The organism is Methylocystis sp. IM3 (assembly GCF_038070105.1).
GTDB lineage: Bacteria > Pseudomonadota > Alphaproteobacteria > Rhizobiales > Beijerinckiaceae > Methylocystis.
The window spans coordinates 2296934-2317401 of record NZ_JBBPBZ010000002.1 but is presented as its reverse complement, the minus strand read 5'-3'; the positions used below and the strand labels follow the sequence as shown (position 1 = coordinate 2317401).

18 protein-coding genes are annotated in these 20468 nt (G+C 62.6%); 7 read left to right on the top strand and 11 right to left on the bottom strand.

Translation table 11 applies throughout. The annotated features are described in order from the left end of the window. Nucleotides 1-395: 395 nt before the first annotated feature. Nucleotides 396-2912 carry an AMP-binding protein gene (locus WOC76_RS13330; protein WP_341431443.1) on the top strand — a complete coding sequence of 839 codons (2517 nt, stop codon included), beginning with the start codon at nt 396-398 and terminating at the stop codon, nt 2910-2912. Between the two features lie 58 nt (nt 2913-2970). After that, nucleotides 2971-3774, top strand: coding sequence for a GNAT family N-acetyltransferase (locus WOC76_RS13325; RefSeq protein WP_341106243.1), 804 nt, complete (start codon nt 2971-2973; stop codon nt 3772-3774). Between the two features lie 474 nt (nt 3775-4248). Here WOC76_RS13325 and WOC76_RS13320 read toward each other — a convergent pair whose 3' ends face one another. Further along, nucleotides 4249-4503 carry a hypothetical protein gene (locus WOC76_RS13320; RefSeq protein ID WP_341388659.1) on the bottom strand — a complete coding sequence of 85 codons (255 nt, stop codon included), beginning with the start codon at nt 4501-4503 and terminating at the stop codon, nt 4249-4251. 194 nt (nt 4504-4697) lie between these two features. Between WOC76_RS13320 and WOC76_RS13315 the strand changes: the two genes are divergently transcribed. After that, complete coding sequence (locus tag WOC76_RS13315) at nt 4698-4952, top strand: hypothetical protein (protein WP_341106246.1); 255 nt, start codon at nt 4698-4700, stop codon at nt 4950-4952. A 21-nt stretch (nt 4953-4973) separates the two neighbouring features. On the opposite strand, the gene WOC76_RS13310 is transcribed toward WOC76_RS13315, so the two are convergent. Next, the gene (locus WOC76_RS13310) at nt 4974-5768 is read right to left on the bottom strand and encodes a bestrophin-like domain (RefSeq protein ID WP_341106247.1); all 795 of its coding nucleotides are present in this window, start codon (nt 5766-5768) and stop codon (nt 4974-4976) included. Between the two features lie 561 nt (nt 5769-6329). Here WOC76_RS13310 and WOC76_RS13305 point away from each other — a divergent pair. Beyond that, a complete protein-coding gene (locus WOC76_RS13305; RefSeq protein WP_341431442.1) occupies nt 6330-7424 on the top strand; it encodes an alpha/beta hydrolase in 1095 nt (364 codons plus the stop codon). A gap of 375 nt (nt 7425-7799) precedes the next feature. Here WOC76_RS13305 and WOC76_RS13300 read toward each other — a convergent pair whose 3' ends face one another. Continuing rightward, the gene (locus WOC76_RS13300; protein ID WP_341106251.1) at nt 7800-8006 is read right to left on the bottom strand and encodes a hypothetical protein; all 207 of its coding nucleotides are present in this window, start codon (nt 8004-8006) and stop codon (nt 7800-7802) included. A 292-nt stretch (nt 8007-8298) separates the two neighbouring features. On the opposite strand from WOC76_RS13300, the gene pdxR reads away from it, so the two are divergent. Beyond that, complete coding sequence (gene pdxR / locus WOC76_RS13295) at nt 8299-9831, top strand: MocR-like pyridoxine biosynthesis transcription factor PdxR (RefSeq protein WP_341106252.1); 1533 nt, start codon at nt 8299-8301, stop codon at nt 9829-9831. Between the two features lie 58 nt (nt 9832-9889). Here pdxR and WOC76_RS13290 read toward each other — a convergent pair whose 3' ends face one another. The 3 genes from WOC76_RS13290 to WOC76_RS13280 form a co-directional block, all read right to left on the bottom strand. Next, the gene (locus tag WOC76_RS13290) at nt 9890-10093 is read right to left on the bottom strand and encodes a hypothetical protein (RefSeq protein ID WP_341106254.1); all 204 of its coding nucleotides are present in this window, start codon (nt 10091-10093) and stop codon (nt 9890-9892) included. Nucleotides 10094-10342: 249 nt separating this feature from the next. After that, nucleotides 10343-11296: a hydroxylamine oxidation protein HaoB gene (gene haoB, locus WOC76_RS13285; RefSeq protein WP_341106256.1), complete on the bottom strand. Its 954-nt coding sequence runs from the start codon at nt 11294-11296 to the stop codon at nt 10343-10345. A 109-nt stretch (nt 11297-11405) separates the two neighbouring features. Continuing rightward, nucleotides 11406-13118 (bottom strand): multiheme c-type cytochrome, encoded by a 1713-nt coding sequence (locus WOC76_RS13280; protein WP_341106257.1) that lies wholly within the window; start codon nt 13116-13118, stop codon nt 11406-11408. Nucleotides 13119-13306: 188 nt separating this feature from the next. On the opposite strand from WOC76_RS13280, the gene WOC76_RS13275 reads away from it, so the two are divergent. Beyond that, nucleotides 13307-14029, top strand: a complete 723-nt coding sequence (locus WOC76_RS13275) for a metallophosphoesterase family protein (RefSeq protein ID WP_341106258.1) — start codon at nt 13307-13309, stop codon at nt 14027-14029. Between the two features lie 51 nt (nt 14030-14080). On the opposite strand, the gene WOC76_RS13270 is transcribed toward WOC76_RS13275, so the two are convergent. From WOC76_RS13270 to rsmI, 4 genes are read right to left on the bottom strand one after another with little or no spacing between them, the layout of a single operon-like run. Beyond that, nucleotides 14081-15037 (bottom strand): transketolase family protein, encoded by a 957-nt coding sequence (locus WOC76_RS13270; protein WP_341106259.1) that lies wholly within the window; start codon nt 15035-15037, stop codon nt 14081-14083. Next, nucleotides 15030-15857: a transketolase gene (locus tag WOC76_RS13265; RefSeq protein WP_341106260.1), complete on the bottom strand. Its 828-nt coding sequence runs from the start codon at nt 15855-15857 to the stop codon at nt 15030-15032. Before WOC76_RS13265 ends, WOC76_RS13270 begins: the two co-directional genes overlap by 8 nt. Nucleotides 15858-15913: 56 nt before the next feature. After that, nucleotides 15914-16306 carry a YraN family protein gene (locus tag WOC76_RS13260; RefSeq protein ID WP_341106262.1) on the bottom strand — a complete coding sequence of 131 codons (393 nt, stop codon included), beginning with the start codon at nt 16304-16306 and terminating at the stop codon, nt 15914-15916. A gap of 29 nt (nt 16307-16335) precedes the next feature. Beyond that, entirely contained in the window at nt 16336-17253 is a 918-nt protein-coding gene (gene rsmI / locus WOC76_RS13255) for a 16S rRNA (cytidine(1402)-2'-O)-methyltransferase (protein WP_341106263.1), read from the bottom strand. A gap of 192 nt (nt 17254-17445) precedes the next feature. Here rsmI and WOC76_RS13250 point away from each other — a divergent pair, with 192 nt between their 5' ends. Next, nucleotides 17446-18669, top strand: coding sequence for a penicillin-binding protein activator (locus WOC76_RS13250; protein WP_341106264.1), 1224 nt, complete (start codon nt 17446-17448; stop codon nt 18667-18669). A 319-nt stretch (nt 18670-18988) separates the two neighbouring features. Here the strand turns inward: WOC76_RS13250 and WOC76_RS13245 are convergent, their stop codons facing one another. Beyond that, entirely contained in the window at nt 18989-20461 is a 1473-nt protein-coding gene (locus tag WOC76_RS13245) for an ammonium transporter (RefSeq protein WP_341106266.1), read from the bottom strand. Nucleotides 20462-20468: the final 7 nt, after the last annotated feature.

The window sequence follows — 20468 nt, the reverse complement described above, 5'->3', positions numbered from 1 at the left end:
AAAAATCAGCTGGCCAGCCGGAAGGGCGACGCGTCAGAAAAGCGAAACGCCCGCTCCAATTACATGCGCCGCCCGCGACCCTTCTGGCCAAGCTGTGGTTATTGCCTTCCACCGGCTTGGCGCCATGGGCGTTGCGAGGCGCCGGCCCTCCCTGTAGCGTTCCCCAGCGTCGCGAACGATGGCGCGCCGGTCATGAGACTCGATGGTCGTCGATGATCCGGCGAGAGCCGGTTTGGGAGGCGTGAGCGTGTCGCCACCGGGGGATGCCCTCGCACTCCGGCGTCCGCCAGCGCGCCCGCGATGCCGCCGCTGCGCCCGATAGATGGGCGGTAAAAGCATTTGCACTGCTCAGATCTTCTTTTTTGTTCATCGCATAGCTGGAACACGTAACCAATATGCACTCACCGCCAATCGAGAAAAAAAGCCGCCCTTACTTTCCGCACGTCTTTCTTGAAGAACATGCCGAGCAGGCGCCGGAATCCATAGCGATCGTCTTTCGAGACCGTCGAATTACGTACGGTCAGTTAGACCGGGAGGCTCACGATATTGGCCAAATGCTCGCAGGTGAAGGCGTCGGGCCAAACGTCGTCGTAGGGCTGTATATGCCAAGGAGTCCCGAGCTCATATTCGCCGTCATGGGGATATATAAATCGGGAGGAGCTTGCGCATTTCTCCGGTTCGACGATTCTTCCGAAAGAACCGATGATGCGATTGCGCAGCTACGTCCCCGCCTGATTCTTTCAACTCGTTCCTGCTTACCCCGACTGCACAATGTCAGTTGCAGAGTCATCTGCTTGGATGAATTGGATAGGGAGACGGTTCCACGCCAGTCCTCATTTACTGCTCCCGCCTGTGCGACACTGAGCGAAAACGATGTCGCTAGCGTGTTTTTAACTTCTGGAAGCCGGGGAAAACCGAAAGCCGTGCCAATTCCATTCGGGAGGATTCCGGTGAGGGATCGCCCACAATCAGGCCAGCATCGATATGTGTTGAAAACAGACTCCGGAACAACTTTCACGAGAGCCGAAATCGTTCATCCCATTTTGGCTGGCGGCGCTGTTTACATAGCTCCTCTTGGAATGGAGCGCGACGCTGGGGGCTTCGTGGAATATCTCATCGAAAATGAGATCACCCATCTGATCAGCACGCCGACGTTTCTCCAGTTATTGACCCTCCAAGACAATTTTCGCGCCTGCAAGTTTCTCCGTTCCGTTATATGTTCCGGGGAGACGGTTCCCGGCGCCATGGTTTCTGCATTCTTTCAGAAGGTAAATGCAGAACTCACCATAGTATATGGTTGCACAGAAGCTCCCAGCATTTCGTCGTTGACGCTCAAATCCAACATGCAGGGAGTCATTTCGGTTGGGAAGCCGTCCGAATTTACCGAAATCCACATTCTCGACGAGAACATGCGTCCCGTTCCAATGGGAGAAGAAGGCGAGATTTGCGTGGGCGGCTCCATCGCAAAGGGGTATCTCGATGATCCAGCGCTCGCCGACGAAAAGTTTTTCACATATTTCGATCAGGATAAAAAGGGTAAGCGCCTTTTCAGGACAGGAGACATCGGTAAATGGTTGCAGGGAGGAGATCTGCAAATCATTGGGCGTCGAGACGACCAGGTGAAAGTGAGAGGCTACCGTTTTCATTTGAGTGAAATTGAAAATCGCATTTTGGAACACCCCGGAGTCCGCGTCTGTGCGGTAGTTGATCACGAGCACGAGATATATGGAAAACGAATTGTCGGGTTCTATGGACGCAAATCGGAAAGCAACCTTCGAACGGACGATTTGCGACGGTTTCTGAGGCAGCTTGTGCCTCCAGAAATGATTCCACACACCTTCATCGAAGTTTCCGACCTCCCGCTTACTGCGAACGGGAAAATTGACAGATCAGAACTCAGGCGACGCCCCGCTGTCTCCAGTAGTCCATTGACAAGCTTCCAGAGTCCAGATGCTTTTGAAAGATTGGTGGTTTGCCTTTGGGAGCGGGTTATTGAACACCCAATTCGAGACGCTGACGTCAATTTTTTCGATCTGGGCGGCGACTCGTTTTCATTCAGTTTGATGAAATCTGAGTTTGAAAGGCAGTTCGGGATTGGCTTTCCTGACATCGCTCTTTCTGATCTCACGATCAGGCGTCTGACCTCGGCTCTGCGTCTAGGACAAAAGAGGTCGGCGATCCCTCTGCCTATACCTCTGAAATCAGGAACGAGGAGGCCGATTTTCTTTGCTCCCTATGGTTACGATCAGTGGGGTCTCGGAGGGTGTTATTTCTACCTTCTCACCTCAAAACTTGATATTGAGCAGCCCGTCTATGAATTGGCGCCTCCAGAGTCGACGCACAGGCAACCAAGTATCAGAGCAATCGCTCTGGATTGCGTCAAATCCATCAAGGCCGTTCAACCGCAGGGGCCCTATATTTTGGCCGGCTATTCGAATGGGGGTGTTGTCGCATTCGACATTGCACAGCTTCTGGCGGCGGATGGCGACACTGTGGAGCGTCTCATATTGATCGACACTTATATGCCCTCAGCGTATCATAAGAGCGTTTGGCTGAAGGGAATTGCTGCAACTTTGAAGGGCAAAAAGGTGCAGTTGAGAAGTCGGATGGTCTTCCTCATCAAGCAGTTTTTTCTCGGCCGGTGGATGAGTCCTTCGAAAGAGTTGGATAAGTTGAACTGCTTTATCAGCAGGACTTACTCTCCTTTGAAATATCACGGCCGGGTGGATTTCCTGTATGCGGGCGAGAGTTCTTCGTGGCGAGTGAGCCATGATCTGCTTGGTTGGCATGGTTTGCTATGTGGGAATGTGCGACTCCGTAGATTCGAAGGGAACCATCTGGGCCCTATCTCCATGCCGGTCGCTGCGAAAGTCTCAGAGGAGATCCAACGACTCCTGGAAAGTGACGACTAGGCGGCTCTTTATGTCGTGGTCTATTTCTCTTTAGAATATTGCGAAGTGAGAAAAGCGGATGGGACTTGCTGAAGAAGATTTACCGCAAGTTATTCTGGAATCTCTGTTCCTGCTTCCTAGAATGACAGGAGACGGCGACCCCTTGCCCATCTCAGGAGTAAGAGGGTGGATCTCTGGACGTCCGACCCCCTACCTGAACCGCGTGGGACTGAAAAATAAAGTAGATGCTGACAGCAAAATTGCTGAAGTCATCGAGTTTTTCAGAGCTAACGGCAAGGGTTTTACGCTTGTGCTTGGACCCGGAGAGATCAATGCCGGCTTGGGAGCCAAGCTGCTCTCCAAGGGATTGAGACCTGCCCGTTTCTGCTCCCTGGGGGGGATGTATTGCACAATCCAGCATAGACGCGCTTGCGATTCCATCATTCTCAAACCAGTCGAACTCGACAGGATCGAGAATGTCACGGACATCATCGCGCGGTCCTACGGAATCGATCCTCGTGACGTCGAAGGGATCTGGGGCGCCAAGGTTCTCCCTCCAGCTTTAGATTGGCAATTGTACGTTGCTTGTCTCAATGATGCGGCTCAAACGCCAGTTGGATTCGGCGCTTCAGCTCTGGTTGAGAATGGCCGAGTATTGTTGTTGCGAGGTTCAGGAGTGCTGCCGGAGTATCGGAAAAGGGGAATTTACCGTGAGTTGGCCCTGCAACGAATGGCGCTTGCCCTGGAACAGGGTGTCGAACAGGCAATTGTGCAATCGGCGCGCAGTTCGTCGCATGCGGTTCTGAAAAGCATCGGCTTCAAGGAGGTATGCTCGATAGAGTTGTACGAATGGTCGCCTGCGTGCTGTAGCGTCAGTTGCTGACGTTTACCACTTTGGCTGGTTCCGTGATCCGGTGACAGGCAAAGGCTACGCGACCGTATCGATTGAATACGGCGGCGCTCCCAGCGTCTCGAAATCGCCGAGATGGATACGAACCAGACCGTGTTCGGGCTCGAGCGCGTCGCGTGCGCGCGTAGCGGCGTGATCGGAACGTGGAGCGACACGCTCCCGCGTTTGCTCGCACATACGCGCGCGCTGTGCGCGGCCACGTCGAGCCCTCTGCCATCGGGCTACAACGCTTTCCGCGCGACACAAGTTTAATCGGCAAGCGCACCGTCGGCGACGGGATCGGCGATTGGTCGGTTACGCTGCGCGGTTGCTGCGTCGTTACGCCTTTTGCCGCGGATCGGCTTCACAAAGAAACGCCCTGGCGCTCCATCGGCAGCCAGGGCGTTCCGTGTGTGGTTCGTCATTTATCTTCGCGCGCATTTCCTTTCGGAAAGGGCGCGACCCGGCTCACCGGCTTGCCGGATTCCCGCAGTCATCGTCATCGTGATCGTTATGGTGATGGTCTCTGCCCTTGCAGGGGTGAGGCGGCTTCTTGTGGTCGTCTCTGTCATGCTCGAGTCTGTAATCGCCGGGCGGCGTTCCCTGAGCGACGAAATCTCGCGTGCGCTTGCCGCCGTCGCTACTGCCGCCCGACTCGGCGCTCGCCGGCACAACCGCAGCCGCCAATACGGTTGCGCAGGCGAAAATCACTCGTTTCTTCATTATGGCTCTCCGAAAAGGAACTCTTCCCAGCTACGGGGCCATTAGAGCCGATACGCATGGCGGGCTTCTTGCTGCAATGCGGCCAAAATCGAACGATCCCTGATGGATTCTCTCGGGAGAGAGTCGGCGCAGCAGGGTTAGAACTCCGCGATTGCGGCGCTATCTCCTTTCGGGCTCGAACCTGGAGAGAAGCCATGAGCGCGTTGCTCGAAATCGTGGAATGGTGTCGGCAGGAGCGGCAGCGGGCCAGCAAGCAGATCGTCTCGCTCGAGGCGGGAAGGGCGAGACTTGCCGAGGACCGAGGGCGCGGTTGGGTGGACGTCACCGCCGTGACGATCGCCCGGTTGAAGCTCCATCTGGAAGAACTTGACGGAATGCTCGATCGATATGAGTCGGAACGCTCACAGGGGTGGGAGGCGCCTCCGCTCACGGAAAGACGACCGCACTGAACGCTGCCGGCATCGGCGCCCTTATCGCGCCAATGCCGGACGCTGGACGCGTTCGGCGGAAAAGCCGGCGATGGAATTGGCGGTGTCCATGAGGGGTTCGGCGCTGACTCGAACCGAGCCTGAGTCCGGCCGGTCGATGTCCTGAATGAGCAGAATGACCGAGGCGACCAGAATATTGACGAGATAGACCGGGAGCCGCCAGCTTCTGCGCTCGAGGCCACTGGAATATCCCGAAAAACCGATGCCGACGGCGGCAATGCCATAGAGCGCAAAGATCACGATGCGCGGGACACGGTGGCGAAAGGCGGTGAGGCGGATTTCCTGGGCGTCGATGACGTCATTCAGAGCCTGAATGTAAAGACCAGTCGGGACCATGGCGCTGTCCTTCGCCTCTGCGGCCCGCGCAATCCTCCAAAGACGTTCCTGAAGGTCATTCGACCGCGCGACGGCGGCGCTCAGCGGTGCGAGCGCGGCTTGAGAATGCGTGAGCTCGACCCGGATGGCGACATAGTCTTTCAGCAGGTCCAGGCTTGCGGCGCCCTGCGGCGCCGGCAGCAGCCGCGCGCGAAGCGCTGCTGTTCCGATGGCGTTGGCTTCCTTCAGCATGGCGCTGCGGCGTTCGTCGAACCGCGTCACGGCCATCGCAAAGGTAAAGCTGAGCATCAGCGCCAGAAGTCCGAGGACAGACGCCTCCAGAGTGGTGACATTCGCTTCCCGGCCGTTCTCGAGCCCGAGCTTGTGGCCGATTTCCGACATGGCGGCAAAGAGCGCGACGCTCAAGAGAAAGGTGGCCCAAAGCGGCGTGTCATCAAGCATGATTGTCTGCCTCGTCCCGGATGGGCAGCCAATCTACCGCCGCGCCGCAGCCGCCGCCTAGCGGAGCGGGGCTATTCGGCGCTCGTCAGGTCCAAAAACATGTGGACCTTCACGACGATGTTCATCACAGCCAGCACGAGGCCGAGCCAGATCGCCGCGAAGACGGCCCAAAATCTCGGGTCTGAATTCATGACGCCGTCTTCCTCCGTGCCGCGAGCACAGGATGCGCGCCGCCTCTGCGCCAGGCAAGGGGCTGGGCGCAAAAAGGCGACTCTGCGACAGGGTGAAGATGTATGGCAGGATAAAGACGCGCGGCCCGGCGCATGGGGGGCCCACGCGCCGGACCTGACCACTCGAAACGGGCAGAGAATCGAGCGGCTTGAACTTGACTATAACGAGGGGCCTTGCGCGTACCAAGTGTCAACAGCCCGTTAAGGTTTAGGAGCCTGGCAGCCTCCCGGAACCGCGATTTTGGCCGGCCCGCCCCACGAGCGGGGCCAGATCGGCGAGATTGAGCCCATCGCCGCCTGCGCATGTGAACGCCAGCTGTTAGGATGGGGCGTGAGAAAACTCGGTCTTTTCCTTCTGTCCTGCGCGCTTGTCGCGCCCGCGCCTGCAGCATGGGACAAAATCCGTCCCTCCTGCGCCGATCCGCAATCCGCCGCGGCGGATAACGCCGTGCCTGGGCCGCGCAGGGTTCCGGCCCGCGTTCTTCCCGTGCCCGGCGATGTGAGCCTGCAATTGCAGGCTCTTATCCGCGCCCCATACCCGCCCAATGTCCTCGCGCCGCCGCCGAGCACCAAGGAAGAGTGGGCGGCGCTCGACAGGCGATTCGATTCAGAGTGGTCGAAAACGCTCGCCGCCTTGCGCAAATCGCTCAAGGTGGGGGTCGAGCCGACGACGATCGCGGGGGTGAAAGCCTATTTGGTGACTCCCGCCGATCTGCCGGCAAATAACCGGAACCGCCTGCTGCTCCACATCCATGGCGGCGGATATGTCGCGGGCGGCGGCGAAGCGGCGACCTCTGAAGCGATCATGATGGCTGGGATCGGCCATTACCGGGTGATCTCGGTTGATTATCGCTTGCCGCCTGAGGCGCCTTTCCCGGCGGCGCTCGACGACGTGCTGGCGGTCTGGGACTCTCTTGCCCAGACGGTCAAACCGCAGAACATGGCGGTCTTCGGAGCGTCCGCGGGCGGGGGGCTCGCGCTGGCAATGGTTCTGCGCGCCAAGGACGAGGGGCTGCCCCTGCCGGCGGCGGTGGCTGCGTCAACGCCCTGGTCTGATCTCAACAAGGTCGGCGACAGCTATTACGCCAACGAATACGTCGACAACACGCTGGTCACGTGGGACGGGTGGCTCTCCGCTGCGGCGCAGCTCTACGCCAATGGGCGCGATCTGAAGCATCCGTATCTGTCGCCCGTGTACGGGGACTTCAAAAACTTTCCGCCCACGATTCTGACCGCGGGCACGCGCGATCTGTTTCTGTCCAACGCCGTCCGCGTTCATCGCAAGATGCGGCGCGCCGGCGTGGTCGCGGACCTCAATGTCTACGAAGGGATGAGCCACGCGCAATATGCGGGGCCAGACATGCCCGAGTCGCGGGAAATCTTCGAGGACATCACCCGATTTTTCGACGGGCGTCTGGGTCGGTGACCGTCAGCGGCCTCAGCCGTAGACCCAGCCGAAAAGGGCCGCGCCTAAGAAAAAGCCAACCGACCCGATCAAGACAACTTTGAGCAATCCGTCAGGCATCGGTCGCCTCCCTCCCAACAAAACGGCCCGTCGCTCCATCCGCGCTCGGGCCGCTCTTTTTTCGGCGACGCCTCGGCAATCGCCTCTTCCGGGAAAATAGGTTGGCGTCCGCCGGCTGGCAAGAAGCCGTCGCGCGCGCCCTACATCCAGCCGTCTAACTGCGTCACCGTCATCAGGGTGAGAAAGCTGACGATCTGCATCACTAGAAAGATGAGAAACGCGACCGGCGCGCTCATGGCGAAGGCTCCTTTCGAATGATTTTCTTTTTCAGCGAACTCAATCCTGGGCCGCGGCTTTGGCCTCCAGCCGCGCCGGCCTCTCGGTCTGCGCCACGACGGCCTCGGGCCCGCGGGCGGTGGCGGCCGGGCGGGATGCATGAACGGCGCGGTGCTTGGCGGGGCCGCCCAGACTCGTGACAAAGCCGAGGGCGAGAAAGCCGACCCAGAAGGCCGTCGGCACGATTTTTGATTTTTCGAGCGACATTTTACTTCCTCCCCGGCGTTTGTTTCCGGTTTGCTTCTGACTGTCAGCTTTTCGCAGGAGGGCGGCTTTGCAAAGCGCCAGAGGAGCGTCTGTTAGTGGCGCCACTTAAAGCTTTGTTGACAATTTTGGCCCCCGACCGGCCCGAATGCGCGATTTCGTCGCGGCCTTTGCCGGGCTGGCCTCACCGGAACCCTATTTAGTGGCTCTATGCGGTTGGGTTGTGCAGCCTTATTCGTCAGTCACGGCAGTCCAGCGCGCAATGCGTTAACCTTGGACAGAACAAGGCGTAATGATGAGCATCGCCACTCTCGGTCGTCCATCTCCAGTGGTCAGAAGCGGCCATGTGCAGCTGTCGATCATCCTGAACGAATCAGAAAAATCGACGCTTCAAACCCAGATCTTCGACCAGATCCGTACCATGATCCTGAACGGCCAGCTTCGCGGCGACGATCCGTTGCCGACGACGCGAGAACTGAGCGCGCAGCTTGGCGTTTCGCGCAATACGGCTGTTCTCGCCTATGAAAGGCTGATTGCGGAAGGCTATATCCGGACCAAGCCTTATGTCGGCACATTCGTTTCGCCCGACCTGCCGGATACAGCTTTCCTGTCCTCGGCGGCCGAGACGCCGGCGGCTCCGGCCGCAACCGACGAGGCGCAGGGTTCAGGGGTCGGGGAGGAGACGCTCCCTCAGCGCACGCATCGCCTCGCAGACCCGAATCGCCGCCGGCTCGCGGCGGATTTCTGGGTCGGCCGGCCAGATGCGCGAACCTTTCCGATGAAGGCCTGGTCGCAGCATATCAAGGCTCGGCTCAAGTCCGCAGGCTCCAAGCTCACGAGCTACAGCGACCCCGCCGGCCTTCTGGAGTTGCGCCAGGCGATCGCCAAACATCTCGGGCCCGCGCGCGGGGTGGTGTGCGATCCCGATCAAATCATCATCGTCGGCGGCTGCCAGGACGGTTTCAATCTTGTCGGGCGACTGCTCGTCAAACCGGGCTCCACGGCCGTCGTCGAGTCGCCCTGCTATCAGGGCGCGGCCTTCGTTCTCGAGAGTCTCGGCGCCAAGCTCCATCCGGTGCCGATCGACAAGGACGGGCTCGACGTCACCCAATTGCCGCATGTGAAGGGCGCCGTGGCTTATGTCACGCCGTCGCATCAATATCCCGTCGGCGTCACCATGAGCCTGCAAAGGCGTATCGAACTCCTGTCCTGGGCGACGCAATATGACGCCTATATCATGGAGGACGATTACGACAGCGACTTCCGCTTCGTCGGCTCGCCGCTGACGGCGCTGAAAGGCCTCGATCGCAACGAGCGCGTCATCTATCTCGGCACCTTCTCGAAATGCATGGGACCGGGGCTTCGGCTCGGCTATGTCGTGGCGCCGCGCCGTCTCGTGGACAGCTTCCGGCGCATGAAGATGCTCATGAACAATGGCCAGAGCTGGCTCGAGCAGGCGGCCATGGCCGATTTCATGGCGAGCGGCGAGTTCGGCCGCCACTTGCGCCGCATCCGCCAGCTCTACCGCGAGCGCCGCGACGCGCTGCTCGGCGCTCTGCACAAGCATTTCGGTGAATGCGAAGTCTATGGCGAGCAGGCCGGCATGCATCTCGTTTGGAAGCTGCCGGAGGGCTTTCCGAGCGCCGAAGAAGTGGAGGCCAAGGGGCTTGCGGCGGGCGTCGGCGTCTGTTCGCTGGCGACCGGCTCGGCCCTGCGTTTCGACAAGAACGACGGCGGCGACCGGCTTCTGATGTTCGGCTTCGTTGCGCTCTCCGAGAAGGAGATCGAGGAAGGCGTCTCCAGGCTCGCTCAGGCGCTGAAGGGATAAGTCACCGTCTCTCAACGGCGGCGCAAGGAGCGCCGCCGTGTACTCGCGATCCGTCCTCTCAGTGATGGCCCGCGTGGTGATGATGATCGTGGCAGCGCAGACGGTGATGGTTGTGGGCGTCCAGACCGGCGTGATAGCCGGTCCCCGGCGCATGACAGTGATGATGCGACCGGCCGCCGACAGCATGCGCGAGCGCCGAACCGGGCAGCATCGAGCCGAAGAAAGACGCCACGAAAACAGCCGCCATTACCTTCTTCATCATCTCACTCTTCTCCCTGTAACCGGTTTGCTTTGCTCGGGAATGCGGGCGCGCTGGTTCCGTTATCGAAACGCCCGCTCGCGAGAATCGATGGCCTCTTCTTGGCGCCTGTGCAGTCGCAGAAGCGGCGCGCCGATATGCGGGCCAGATTTCGGCGCGGGCGTTTAACACTTCCCCAATGACGGGCAAACCATCTGCTCGAAATGGCCAGCCCGATGCAACCTTCCGGCGGGCGCCCAAGACCTTACCAAGTCAAGAGCCGCGCAGCTCGTAAACCCACCAGCCCTTGTGCTGGTAGACGAGCGCCAGCTTCTCGAGCTGCATCGGGTTCGATGTGGAGAAGGGCAGGAGCTTCGCGATCAGCGCGCTCTCGTCGCCCTTTCGCTGGAAGTAATGAAGACGCGTGGCGCCGCCCATCGGTTCGACCGCGAAGCCGCCGTCGATCTTCTGCTCGCGCATCCATTGCGTCGCCGATTTGATGACGCCATGCGACACGCCCGAGGAGGGGAAGTCCTTGTAGCCGATCGAAAGACGCTCAGGGCGCGCGGCCGCGGCTTTCCATATGTCGGAAATATGCACGGCGACGAACGCCCGCTTGCCGCCCGCGAGCCTGGCGAGCGCCGCTGCTCCTGTAGCTTCGTCGGAAAGAAGCGCATCGATGAATTCGCCGAAGCTCTCCGCCGACTGCGGCGCTGCGCCCGCGCCCCAGCGCCGGCGCTCGACGGGTCCGGCTTCCGTCCATGTCGGCGGAATGAGAAGCCCGCGCGCCTGCGGATCGTCGAGCGGCGCATTCCTCTTCGTGGCGGCGCGAATGGCCCGCGAGAGATCCCACCAGGCGAGGATGACCGCGTCTTCGGGCGCGTGCTCGCGGATGGCGGCGAGCACCTTGGCCGCATCCGACGCCGAGATGTCGGCGAAGAGGATCGGCTCCGTGACCTCGTTGCGCCAGACGATCGGCGCCAGCCGTTCGCCTTCCCGCGCCACAAGGCCGTTGGCGATGGGCCGGCGCTCGTCCGGACTCGTGATTTCGACGTGCTGCAACGCTTCTGGCGGCAGGCCGAGGCTGGCGACCTCTTTCGCCTCGTCGGCGGGAGCCGTTGCCAGGCTGAGCGCGTAGTGGGAAACGGGCTGGAGGGCCGAGTAGCCGGCCCAGCCGATGAGGCCGAGGCCCGCCACGACGAGCGCGGCGCCGACGATGTTTTTCATATTCCTGTCCAATTGTCATTGCGCGTGGAGAGAAGCAATCCAGACGCTGCCGGGGCGGCGCTGGATTGCTTCGTCGCTTACGCTCCCCGCAATGAGGCGAGGCTGTGCGTCACGCCTTCTTGCGATCCCTCTTGAACAAGAGGCCGCCGCCGACGAGCACCGCGAGGGCGCCGAGTCCCGCCGCCCAGGCGCGCCGCGCGGGCGAGTCGAGATCGTAGAGACCGCCGTGCTTGACGCCGGAGATGCGCTTGAGCTCCGCGCGGATTGCCGCCGCCTCGCGCAGACGCGTGTCCTCGTCGTTGATGCGCGCGGCGCTCTTGATGAGCTGCGACCAGCCCTCGGAATAGGTGTATCCGCCGGGGTTCATGTGGGCGAGCGCCTTGTAATGCTTGATCTGATGGTGCTCCCACATCTCGGCGAATTCATATTCCACGGCCGAGGGGTTGTTGCCCTTCTGCCAGAAGAGCTGGAAGAATCCGCCGGGCTCGTCCTTCTCGGGCGCGGGCGGGGCGGGGCGGTTCGTCGTCTGGCCGGGCAGAAGCTTGTCGTTGTAGAGCTTCACGAGAACGCTGCGCGACTTCTCGGTGATGTCCAGACCCGAAATCACGCCCTTGTCCATGCCGTCGAGATAAGCGCGGGCGAAACTGTCGGAGTGACAGTTGGAGCAGGTCGAGACCCAGGATTCCTTGCGCTGGGTGAACCAGGGGTGGTTCAGATTGTCGGCGATCTTGGGCATCGGCATGAAGGCCCAGCGCGCCTTGCGCACCATGTTGTGCGTGAACTTGCCCTGATACTCCATGTGGCAGAACTGGCAGGTCGGGGCGTTCATATTGCCCTTGTCCAGCGCGTCGGCGAGGCGGGCGTTCCAGTCCCACTGATCGCCGCGGGCCTGATAGACCGTGCCGTGCTTCGAGAGCATGTAGCCCTCGAATTCATTGTGGTCGACGCCATTGTGGCATTGCGCGCAGGCCTGCGGCTTGCGGGCTTCGACCGCCGAGAATTCGTGGCGCGTATGGCAGGAGTTACAGGTCGTCTGCGGCGTGTGGCAGAAGGTGCAGCCTTCCGCGACCTCGCGCTGCTCCATCGCCGCCCAGATGGCGTTCTCGACATTGGCCTTGTAGGAGAGCGCGTGCGACGGATGGCCGGGCTTCCACTGATCCTGCGGCCAGGTGAAGGTGTCGCGCTCGGACTCGCGCTCGGCGAATTGCTGCACATGGCACTGGCCGCAGGCGGCGGCGTCCGGCATCTTCAGTTCGGTCTTGTGCTGGCCATGATCCTTGCCGACGCCGACATGGCAGTCGATGCAGCCGACCTCTTTCAGGTTTTCTCCGCTTTTCAGCGCGCCCATCGACTGAAGATTGGCCTCGACCTCCTTGATCATCGCCTTCTTGTAGGCGCGCGAGTCGCTGTCCGGCAGGTTGCGGATCTCGTCCAGATTGCCGTGGACGCTCTTCTGCCAGCTATGCGCCCAGCCGGGAGTCGTCTGCTGGTGACACTCGACGCATTGGGCGCGCGTGGCGTCGACGTCGACGGTCTGCGGCGGCTTATAGAATGTGTGAGGGTTCAGATATTTGGAAATCGGGATCGGCTCCCAGAATTTCGAGAGCGATCCCTTGCCGGCCCCCTGGGCCTCGTCGTGATAGCGCTTCTCCAGCGCGTCGTAGAGCTCCTTGGGCGTCGCTGTTTTGGAGAGGCCGAGCGCCTTGTAGGTTTCATCAGGCGTTTCCGCCGAAGCGGGCGCAAGCGCCGCCATTGCCGCGCCGACAAGCGCAAGTAAGCCGACGCATAAGCGACGGCGAAGAACCGCTCCAAATTTCAACATTTTCCCCTCGGCGCGCGAGATTCCCCCTGTGGCCGCATTGTCGATAGCGGAGCATCTAGAGGGAAGGACCACAGCCAGGGGCGCAAATGGCGCCACCTGAGCTTTCGTCTCCCCGCGCTGCGCCGCTCGCCGCCGGCCTTCCGAGAGAATAGATGATAGTGAGGCGCAAGGTCGAGCCGGGAAGGATCATGTTGAACGCAAAAGCGCCCGAGGGCATTCGAATCTACGCCGTCGGCGACATCCATGGCCGCGCCGATCTCCTCGACAGACTGGCGCAGCGGATCGGCGCCGATCTCGCGGCGCGTCCGGTAAATGAGGCCATGACGGTCTTTGTCGGCGACTATGTCGATCGCGGCGTCGACTCGCGCGGCGTGCTGGAGCGTCTGGCGCGGGCGGAGTTTCCCACGCGCATCGTGGCGCTGCGCGGCAATCACGAGGAAGCCATGCTGCGCTTTCTCGACGATGCGACCGCCTTGCCGCAATGGGTGATGTTCGGCGGCCTGATGACGCTCGTTTCCTATGGAGTCGATCCCGGCGCGCAAATGCGGCGTGGCGGGGCGCAGGCCGTACAGGCGGCGTTTCTTGCGCATTTTCCAGAGTCGCACCGCCGCTTCCTGGAGGCGACCGCTTATTGCGCCGAGTATGGCGATTACTTCTTCTGCCACGCCGGCGTGCGGCCGCATGTGCCGCTCGAACAGCAGGACCCCGGCGACCTGATGTGGATTCGCTACGAGTTTCTCGAATACAAGGGCGATTTCGGGAAGGTGGTCGTGCACGGCCACACGCCGCATACGAAGGCGGAGAATCTGGCAAACCGAATCAATGTCGATACGCATGCCTTCAGGAGCGGCGTGCTGACGGCCGTGGCGCTCGAGGGGGAAGAGCGGCGGTTCATCGACACCGCGCATTGACCGCCACCCCCTTCCGTCGCGACTTCCGGATAAGGAGCGGGGAGAGGGCTTTCAGGCCCGCGCCGCCAAACCCGCCAGAGGCGCGCCTTCTCCCAACGCCGATATGACCGCCGCCTCCACCGCCGTCGCGTCCATGCCATGGCGCCGGCGCAAATAGGCCTGATCCCCGACAATGGAGGGATACGCGTCGTCGAGCGCGATGCTTCTGAAGAAATCCGGCCGCGCGCCGGCCGTCAGCAGCGTCTCGGCGACGGCGCTCGCGAGGCCGCCGATGCGGCTGTGTTCCTCGAGCGTCACGACGCCGCCGGTTTCGCGCGCCGCCGCGAGGATGGCCGCTTCGTCCAGCGGTTTGATCGTGTGCATGGCCTCGATGCGGCATTCGACGCCGCGCGCCGCAAGACTATCGGCGGCGGCCAGCGCCTCGCGCAGGATCGCGCCTGTCGCGATGATCGTGGCGTCGGCGCCCTCGCGCACCCGGCGGGCCTGCCCCAGACGCGCGCGCTCGCCGTCTCGGCGCGCGACGCCGCCCGCATCCTTGTCGAGACGCAGATAAGCGGGGCCTTTCGTCTTTGCGAGGTCGCGCGCGAGATCCTGCGCCTCCCATTTCTCGGTCGGCGCCACGACGCGCATGTTCGGCAGCGCGCGCATGATGGCGAGGTCTTCCGTCGCGAAATGCGACATGCCGAGCGCGCCATAGGAGAAGCCGCCCCCGACGGCGACGATGGTCACGTCGCAATTGTGATAGCAGAGATCGTTGCGCACCTGCTCGAGACAGCGCAGCGTGGGAAAATTCGCAATTGAATAGGTGTAGACGCGCCACCCCGAGAGCGCCATGCCGCAGGCGATCGAGGTCATGTTCTGCTCGGCGACGCCGGCGTTGATGAACTGATCCGGAAAACGCGCCGCGAATCTCTCGACGACGCTGAAACCGAGATCTCCGGTGATGAGCGCAACGCGTGGATCGTTCTCTGCGAGCGCCATGAGGGTTTCGAGAAAGGCGTCACGCATCGGCGCTCTCCAGCTCCGCGATCGCCGCCTCGAATTGCGCGCCGAGCGGCGTGCGATAATGCCAGGCGACCTGATTTTCCATGAAGGAAACGCCCTTGCCCTTTGTCGTATGCGCGATGACGACGCTCGGCCTTTCTTGCGAAAACGGCAGGCGTTCGAAGGCGGCGAGAAGCTCTTCGTGATCATGGCCGTCGACTTCGGCGATCGACCAGCCGAAGGCGCGCCATTTATCCGCGAAAGGCTCGAGCGCCAGCGTCTCCTCGACGGAGGCGAGGCTTTGCAGCTTGTTGTAATCGACGATGGCGACGAGGTTGTCGAGCTTGTGATGCGCGGCGAACATGGCCGCCTCCCAGGTCGAGCCTTCGTCGCATTCGCCGTCCGAGAGCAGGGCGAAGGCGCGCCAGTTTTCGCGCGCGCGTTTTGCGGCGAGCGCCATGCCTGTCGCGACATTCAGCCCATGCCCGAGCGCGCCGGTCGAGAGCTCCACTCCCGGCACCCCATGCGAGACATGGCCCGAGAAAATGGAGCCGTTCTGATAGTGCTGCGCAAGAAGCGCGGGATCGAAGAAGCCGGTCTCCGCCAGCGCCGCATAGACCGCCGCGCCGGCATGGCCCTTGGACAGGATGAAGCGGTCTCGGTCGGGCTTTTGCGGCTGGGCCGGATCGACATGGAGCGCCGCGCCGTAGAGCGTGGCGACAATGTCGGCGATGGAAAGCGCGGAGCCCACATGCGAGCTTTTCCCGCGATTGGTCATGCGGACGACATCGAGACGGATGCGCTTGGCGAGCGCGGCCGTGTCGCAGTTACGGGGCAGGGGCAAGGGCGAGGCTCCGGGCGCGTCTTCGAATCGATCTATAAAGCCTAGCTCTAGCTCGTTTAGAAAGCGTTGACCATGCCGCCCTCCAGCGTGAAGGCGTTCTCGATATGGCGCGGCAGCCGGCCGCGGGCGATGAAGATCGCGTCCGCGCGCAGCGTGAAATCCGCCGCCCAGGGATGGGTTGCGAGCCAGCGGTTGGCGGCGAGTCGGAATCGACGCTGTTTTTGCGGCGTGATGGCGATGGCGGCGTCTTCGAGCGCGCCGCGCGCTTTCACCTCCACGAAGGCGATCGTGCGGCCGCGCCTGGCAACGATGTCGATTTCGCCGCCCTGAACGCGATAGTTGCGGTCGAGGATCGCGTAGAGCTGCGCGCGCAGCCACAGGGTCGCGACTGTCTCGGCCTGGATCCCATAGGCGTAGGCGGCGCGGCGATTTTCTTCTCTCGTCTCCACACCGCCTCCCTGGCCCTCAAGGCGTCAGCTTAGCCTTTCTCGCGCTCGGCCGCCAGTTGCAGCGCCCGCGCATAGACCTGCCGGCGCGGCTGGCCCGTGGCCGCGGAGACGACGCTGGCCGCGTCCTTCACGGAATAGGACGCGAGCGCCTCCCCGATCCTCGCGTCGAGATCGGCCTCTGCGACCGCCGCCGCGCCTTCTTCGGGCGGCGCCACGAGCAAAACGATTTCGCCTCTCGGCGGCTCCTCGCCGGAGAGCGCCTGCGAGAGTTCGTCCAACCGCCCGCGCCGGACGGACTCGTACATCTTGGTGAGTTCGCGGGCGATGGCGGCGTTGCGGGAGCCGAGCACGGCCGCGCAATCGGCGAGCGTCTCGGCGAGGCGACGGGGACTTTCGAAGAAGACCAGCGTGCCGGGAACTTGCGAGAGTTCGGCCAGCCGGGCGCGGCGGGGTCCGCTCTTGTGGGGCAGGAAGCCCTCGAAAAAGAAGCGGTCGGTCGGCAGGCCGGCGACGACGAGCGCCGCCAACACGGCCGAGGGGCCGGGCACCGAGGTGACATGGAAGCCCTTTTCCAGCGCCTCCTGAACCAGCTTGAAGCCAGGGTCGGAGACGAGCGGCGTGCCTGCGTCGGAAACCAGCGCCAACGCCGCGCCCGATTCGAGCCGCGCGAGGAGATGGGGGCGAATCTGCCGGGCGTTGTGTTCGTGATAGGCGATGAGGGGCGTCGCGATCCCGTAATGCGCAAGGAGCGTCTTTGTGACGCGCGTATCCTCGGCGATCACGGCGTCGGCGGCGGCGAGAGTCGCGAGGGCGCGGAAGGAAATATCCTTGAGATTGCCGATGGGCGTCGCCACCACATGCAGACCGGGCTCGATTTTCTCGGCCTCGGCGCGCAGGCCGAAGGCCGTATAGCCTGCCGCCGGAAGAGGAAGCTCGTCGATGGCCATGGGCTGCGCCTTTCGCATTTCGTTCGTTATGACGTCCATTTGTTCGGAATATGGAACGGCCGCGGCCGCTCCGGCAAGGCCTCAATTCACGCCCGTTTGGGGGTCTATTGACTTTCGGGCCTGAAAACGGACCCTATGCATAGCTTAACGCGCGCGCGAGGCCGTCTGGCCCGCCGCAGGGGGTTAATCTGAATGAGTCATTACCCGGCAGGCCGTTCCGGCGTCTTCAAACGCGCCCGCGCATGGGGCCTCTTGACGGGCGTCGCGGCGCTCGCGCTCGCCGCCTGCAATCCCGCCGGAATGCGGGGAGCCAAGAATATCAATGTCGGCGCGCCTGGTCCGGCCGGTCAGGTCGCTGTGGCCGACGCCAGCGAGACGATCGGCACCGGCGCGGTCAAGGTCGCCCTCATTGTCCCGCTGACCGGCCCGAACGGCCCTTCCGCGGTCGGCGCGTCGCTGCGCAATGCGGCGAAGCTCGCTTATGCCGATAGCGGCACGAGCGACGTCACGATTCTCGTCAAGGATGACAAATCTACGCCAGCCGGCGCCGCCGCGGCCGCGCAATCGGCGCTCAATGAAGGCGCCGAGATCATTCTCGGCCCGGTCTTCGCGCCGGACGTGCGGGAGGTCAGCCGGGTTGCGCGTTCGGCGGGCAAGCCCGTCATCGCCTTTTCGACCGATTCCTCCGCGGCGGGGCACGGGAATTACCTGCTGTCCTTCCTCGTCGAGGGCCATGTCGACCGGGGCCTGTCCTACGCCGCCCAGAAGGGTAAGAAATCCGTCGCGGCGCTCGTGCCGGAGAATGATTACGGCACGCTGGCCATGGCCCAGTTCCAGCAGAGCGCGGCTACCGCCGGCCTGCGCGTGCCGCTGATCGAGCGATACAAGCCGGGCGCCTCGGCAGAGTCGGTTCAGCGGCTCGCCGCCGCCCGCGACCAGTTCGACGCGCTCTTCATTCCCGAGCAGGCCGACGCCATGTCCGCCCTGTCGAAAGATCTGTCGGCGAACGGTCTCGACTCCAAGAAGGTGCAGATCATCGGCACGGGCCTGTGGAACGACTCGCGCACCCTGAGCCTGCCGGCCTTGCAGGGCGCCTGGTTCACGGCGCCGGAGAACGCCGGCTTCAACGCCTTCGCGCAACGCTACAAGGCGAAGTTCGGGTCTGATCCTGCCCGCATCGCCACGCTCGCCTATGACGCCGTGTCGCTCGCAATCGCGCTGTCGCGCTCGCAGGGCTCCCAGCGTTATTCCGAAAACGTGCTCACCAACCCCTCGGGCTTCAACGGCGCCGACGGCGTCTTCCGCTTCAAGCCCGACGGGACCAATGAGCGTGGGCTCTCGATTCTGGAGATCGGCGGCGGTTCCGCCAAGATCATCTCGCCGGCGCCGCGCAATTTCACCGGAAATGGCGCCTGAGGCGAGGGGAGAGACTCCGGCAAGGAGCCGAATGAAGCAATCCGGAGCTGGCTCTGGATTGCTTCGACCTGTTGCTGGAAACCCGACCGGTTTCGACGTGAATCGCATTGCATGAAGAGGCGGCTCCCTCTGCGAGCCGCTTCAATCGCTGACAAGCAGGCGAGCCGACGAGGCTTCGAGCCACTTGCCGCGCAAGCTTCCTCTTGATCCAAACACCGCCAGAGCCACGAGCCTCCCCAGGGCCGCTCGGAACGGCGTCCACAAACGGAAACGACGCCCGTGGGCGCCGCTCCTGCTTTGTCTCGTGGACCAAGCTCTTTTAGTAATTGTAGGCGCGTTCGCCGTGATCCGCGATGTCGAGGCCCTCGCGCTCCTGCTCGGGCGCTGGACGCAGGCCGACGATGATGTCGACGATTTTGTAGAGGATCGCCGACCCGATTCCGGAGAAGAGCAGGGTCGCGACGACGGCGATGGCCTGCGCCTTCATCTGCGTGGCCATTTCATAGGTCCCGGCGTAGTTTTCGAGGTTGGTGTAGTCGGTGATGCCGACGCCGCCGAAGGCCGGATTGACCAACAGGCCGGTCGCCAGTGCGCCGGTGATGCCGCCGATGCAGTGCACGCCGAAGACGTCCAGCGCGTCGTCGTAGCCGACCCGGTGCTTCACAAATTCAACGAAGAACAGGCAGATCGGCGAGACGGCGAGGCCGAGAACGATGGAGCCCATCGGGCCCGCGTAGCCCGAAGCCGGAGTCACGGCGACGAGACCCGCCACCGCGCCGGTGATCAGGCCGAGCAGCGAGGGTTTGCCCTTCACCAGCCACTCGGTGAACATCCAGGAGAGGCCCGCCATGGCGGTCGCGACCATCGTGTTCACGAAGGCGAGGGCGGTCGCGCCATTGGCTTCGAGGTTGGAGCCGGCGTTGAAGCCGAACCAGCCGACCCAGAGAAGCGAGGCGCCGACCATCGACAGGGTGAGCGAGTGCGGCGCCAGGATTTCCCTGCCGTAGCCGATGCGCTTGCCGACCATGATGGCGCCGACCAGACCCGCGATGCCCGCATTGATATGCACGACCGTGCCGCCGGCGAAGTCGAGCGCGCCCTTGCCAGCGAGCCAGCCGACATTGCCTGCGATTTCGTCGATCTTCGCCTGCGCCGCCGCCTTCGCCGCCTCATCGTTCGCCGCGGCAAGCTGGGTCGCGGCGTCGACGAGCGCGTTGGGATCGGCCACGCCCCAGACCCAATGGGCGACGGGGAAGTAGATGAAGGTGACCCAGAGCGCCACGAAGAGCAGCACCGCCGAGAATTTCATGCGCTCGGCGAAGGCGCCCACGATCAACGCAGGCGTGATCATGGCGAAGGTCATCTGGAAGGTCAGATAGACATATTCCGGAATGACCTTGCCGGGCGTGAAGGTCGGCGCGTTGCTCGCGGCGGTGACGCCCTTGAGGAACAGCTTGTTGAAGCCGCCGATGTAATGATTCAGCGCGCCGCCGTCGCCGAAGGCCAGCGAATAGCCGTAGATCGACCAGATCACGCCGACGAGACAGACGATCGCAAAGGTTTGCGTGAGGATGGACAGCATGTTCTTCGTGCGCACGAGGCCGCCGTAGAAAAGCGCCAGGCCGGGGACGGACATCATCAGCACGAGCAGCGTCGAGGTCAGCATCCAGGCGACGTCGCCCGGATGCGGCGTCGGGTCATTGCCGGCGAAGGCCGGCCCGGCCAAGGCGATCAGCGCCGCTCCCGCGAGGGTCGAAGCCGCGAACGCGCTTCGAGGCGAAGGAAATTTCATGTGGAAG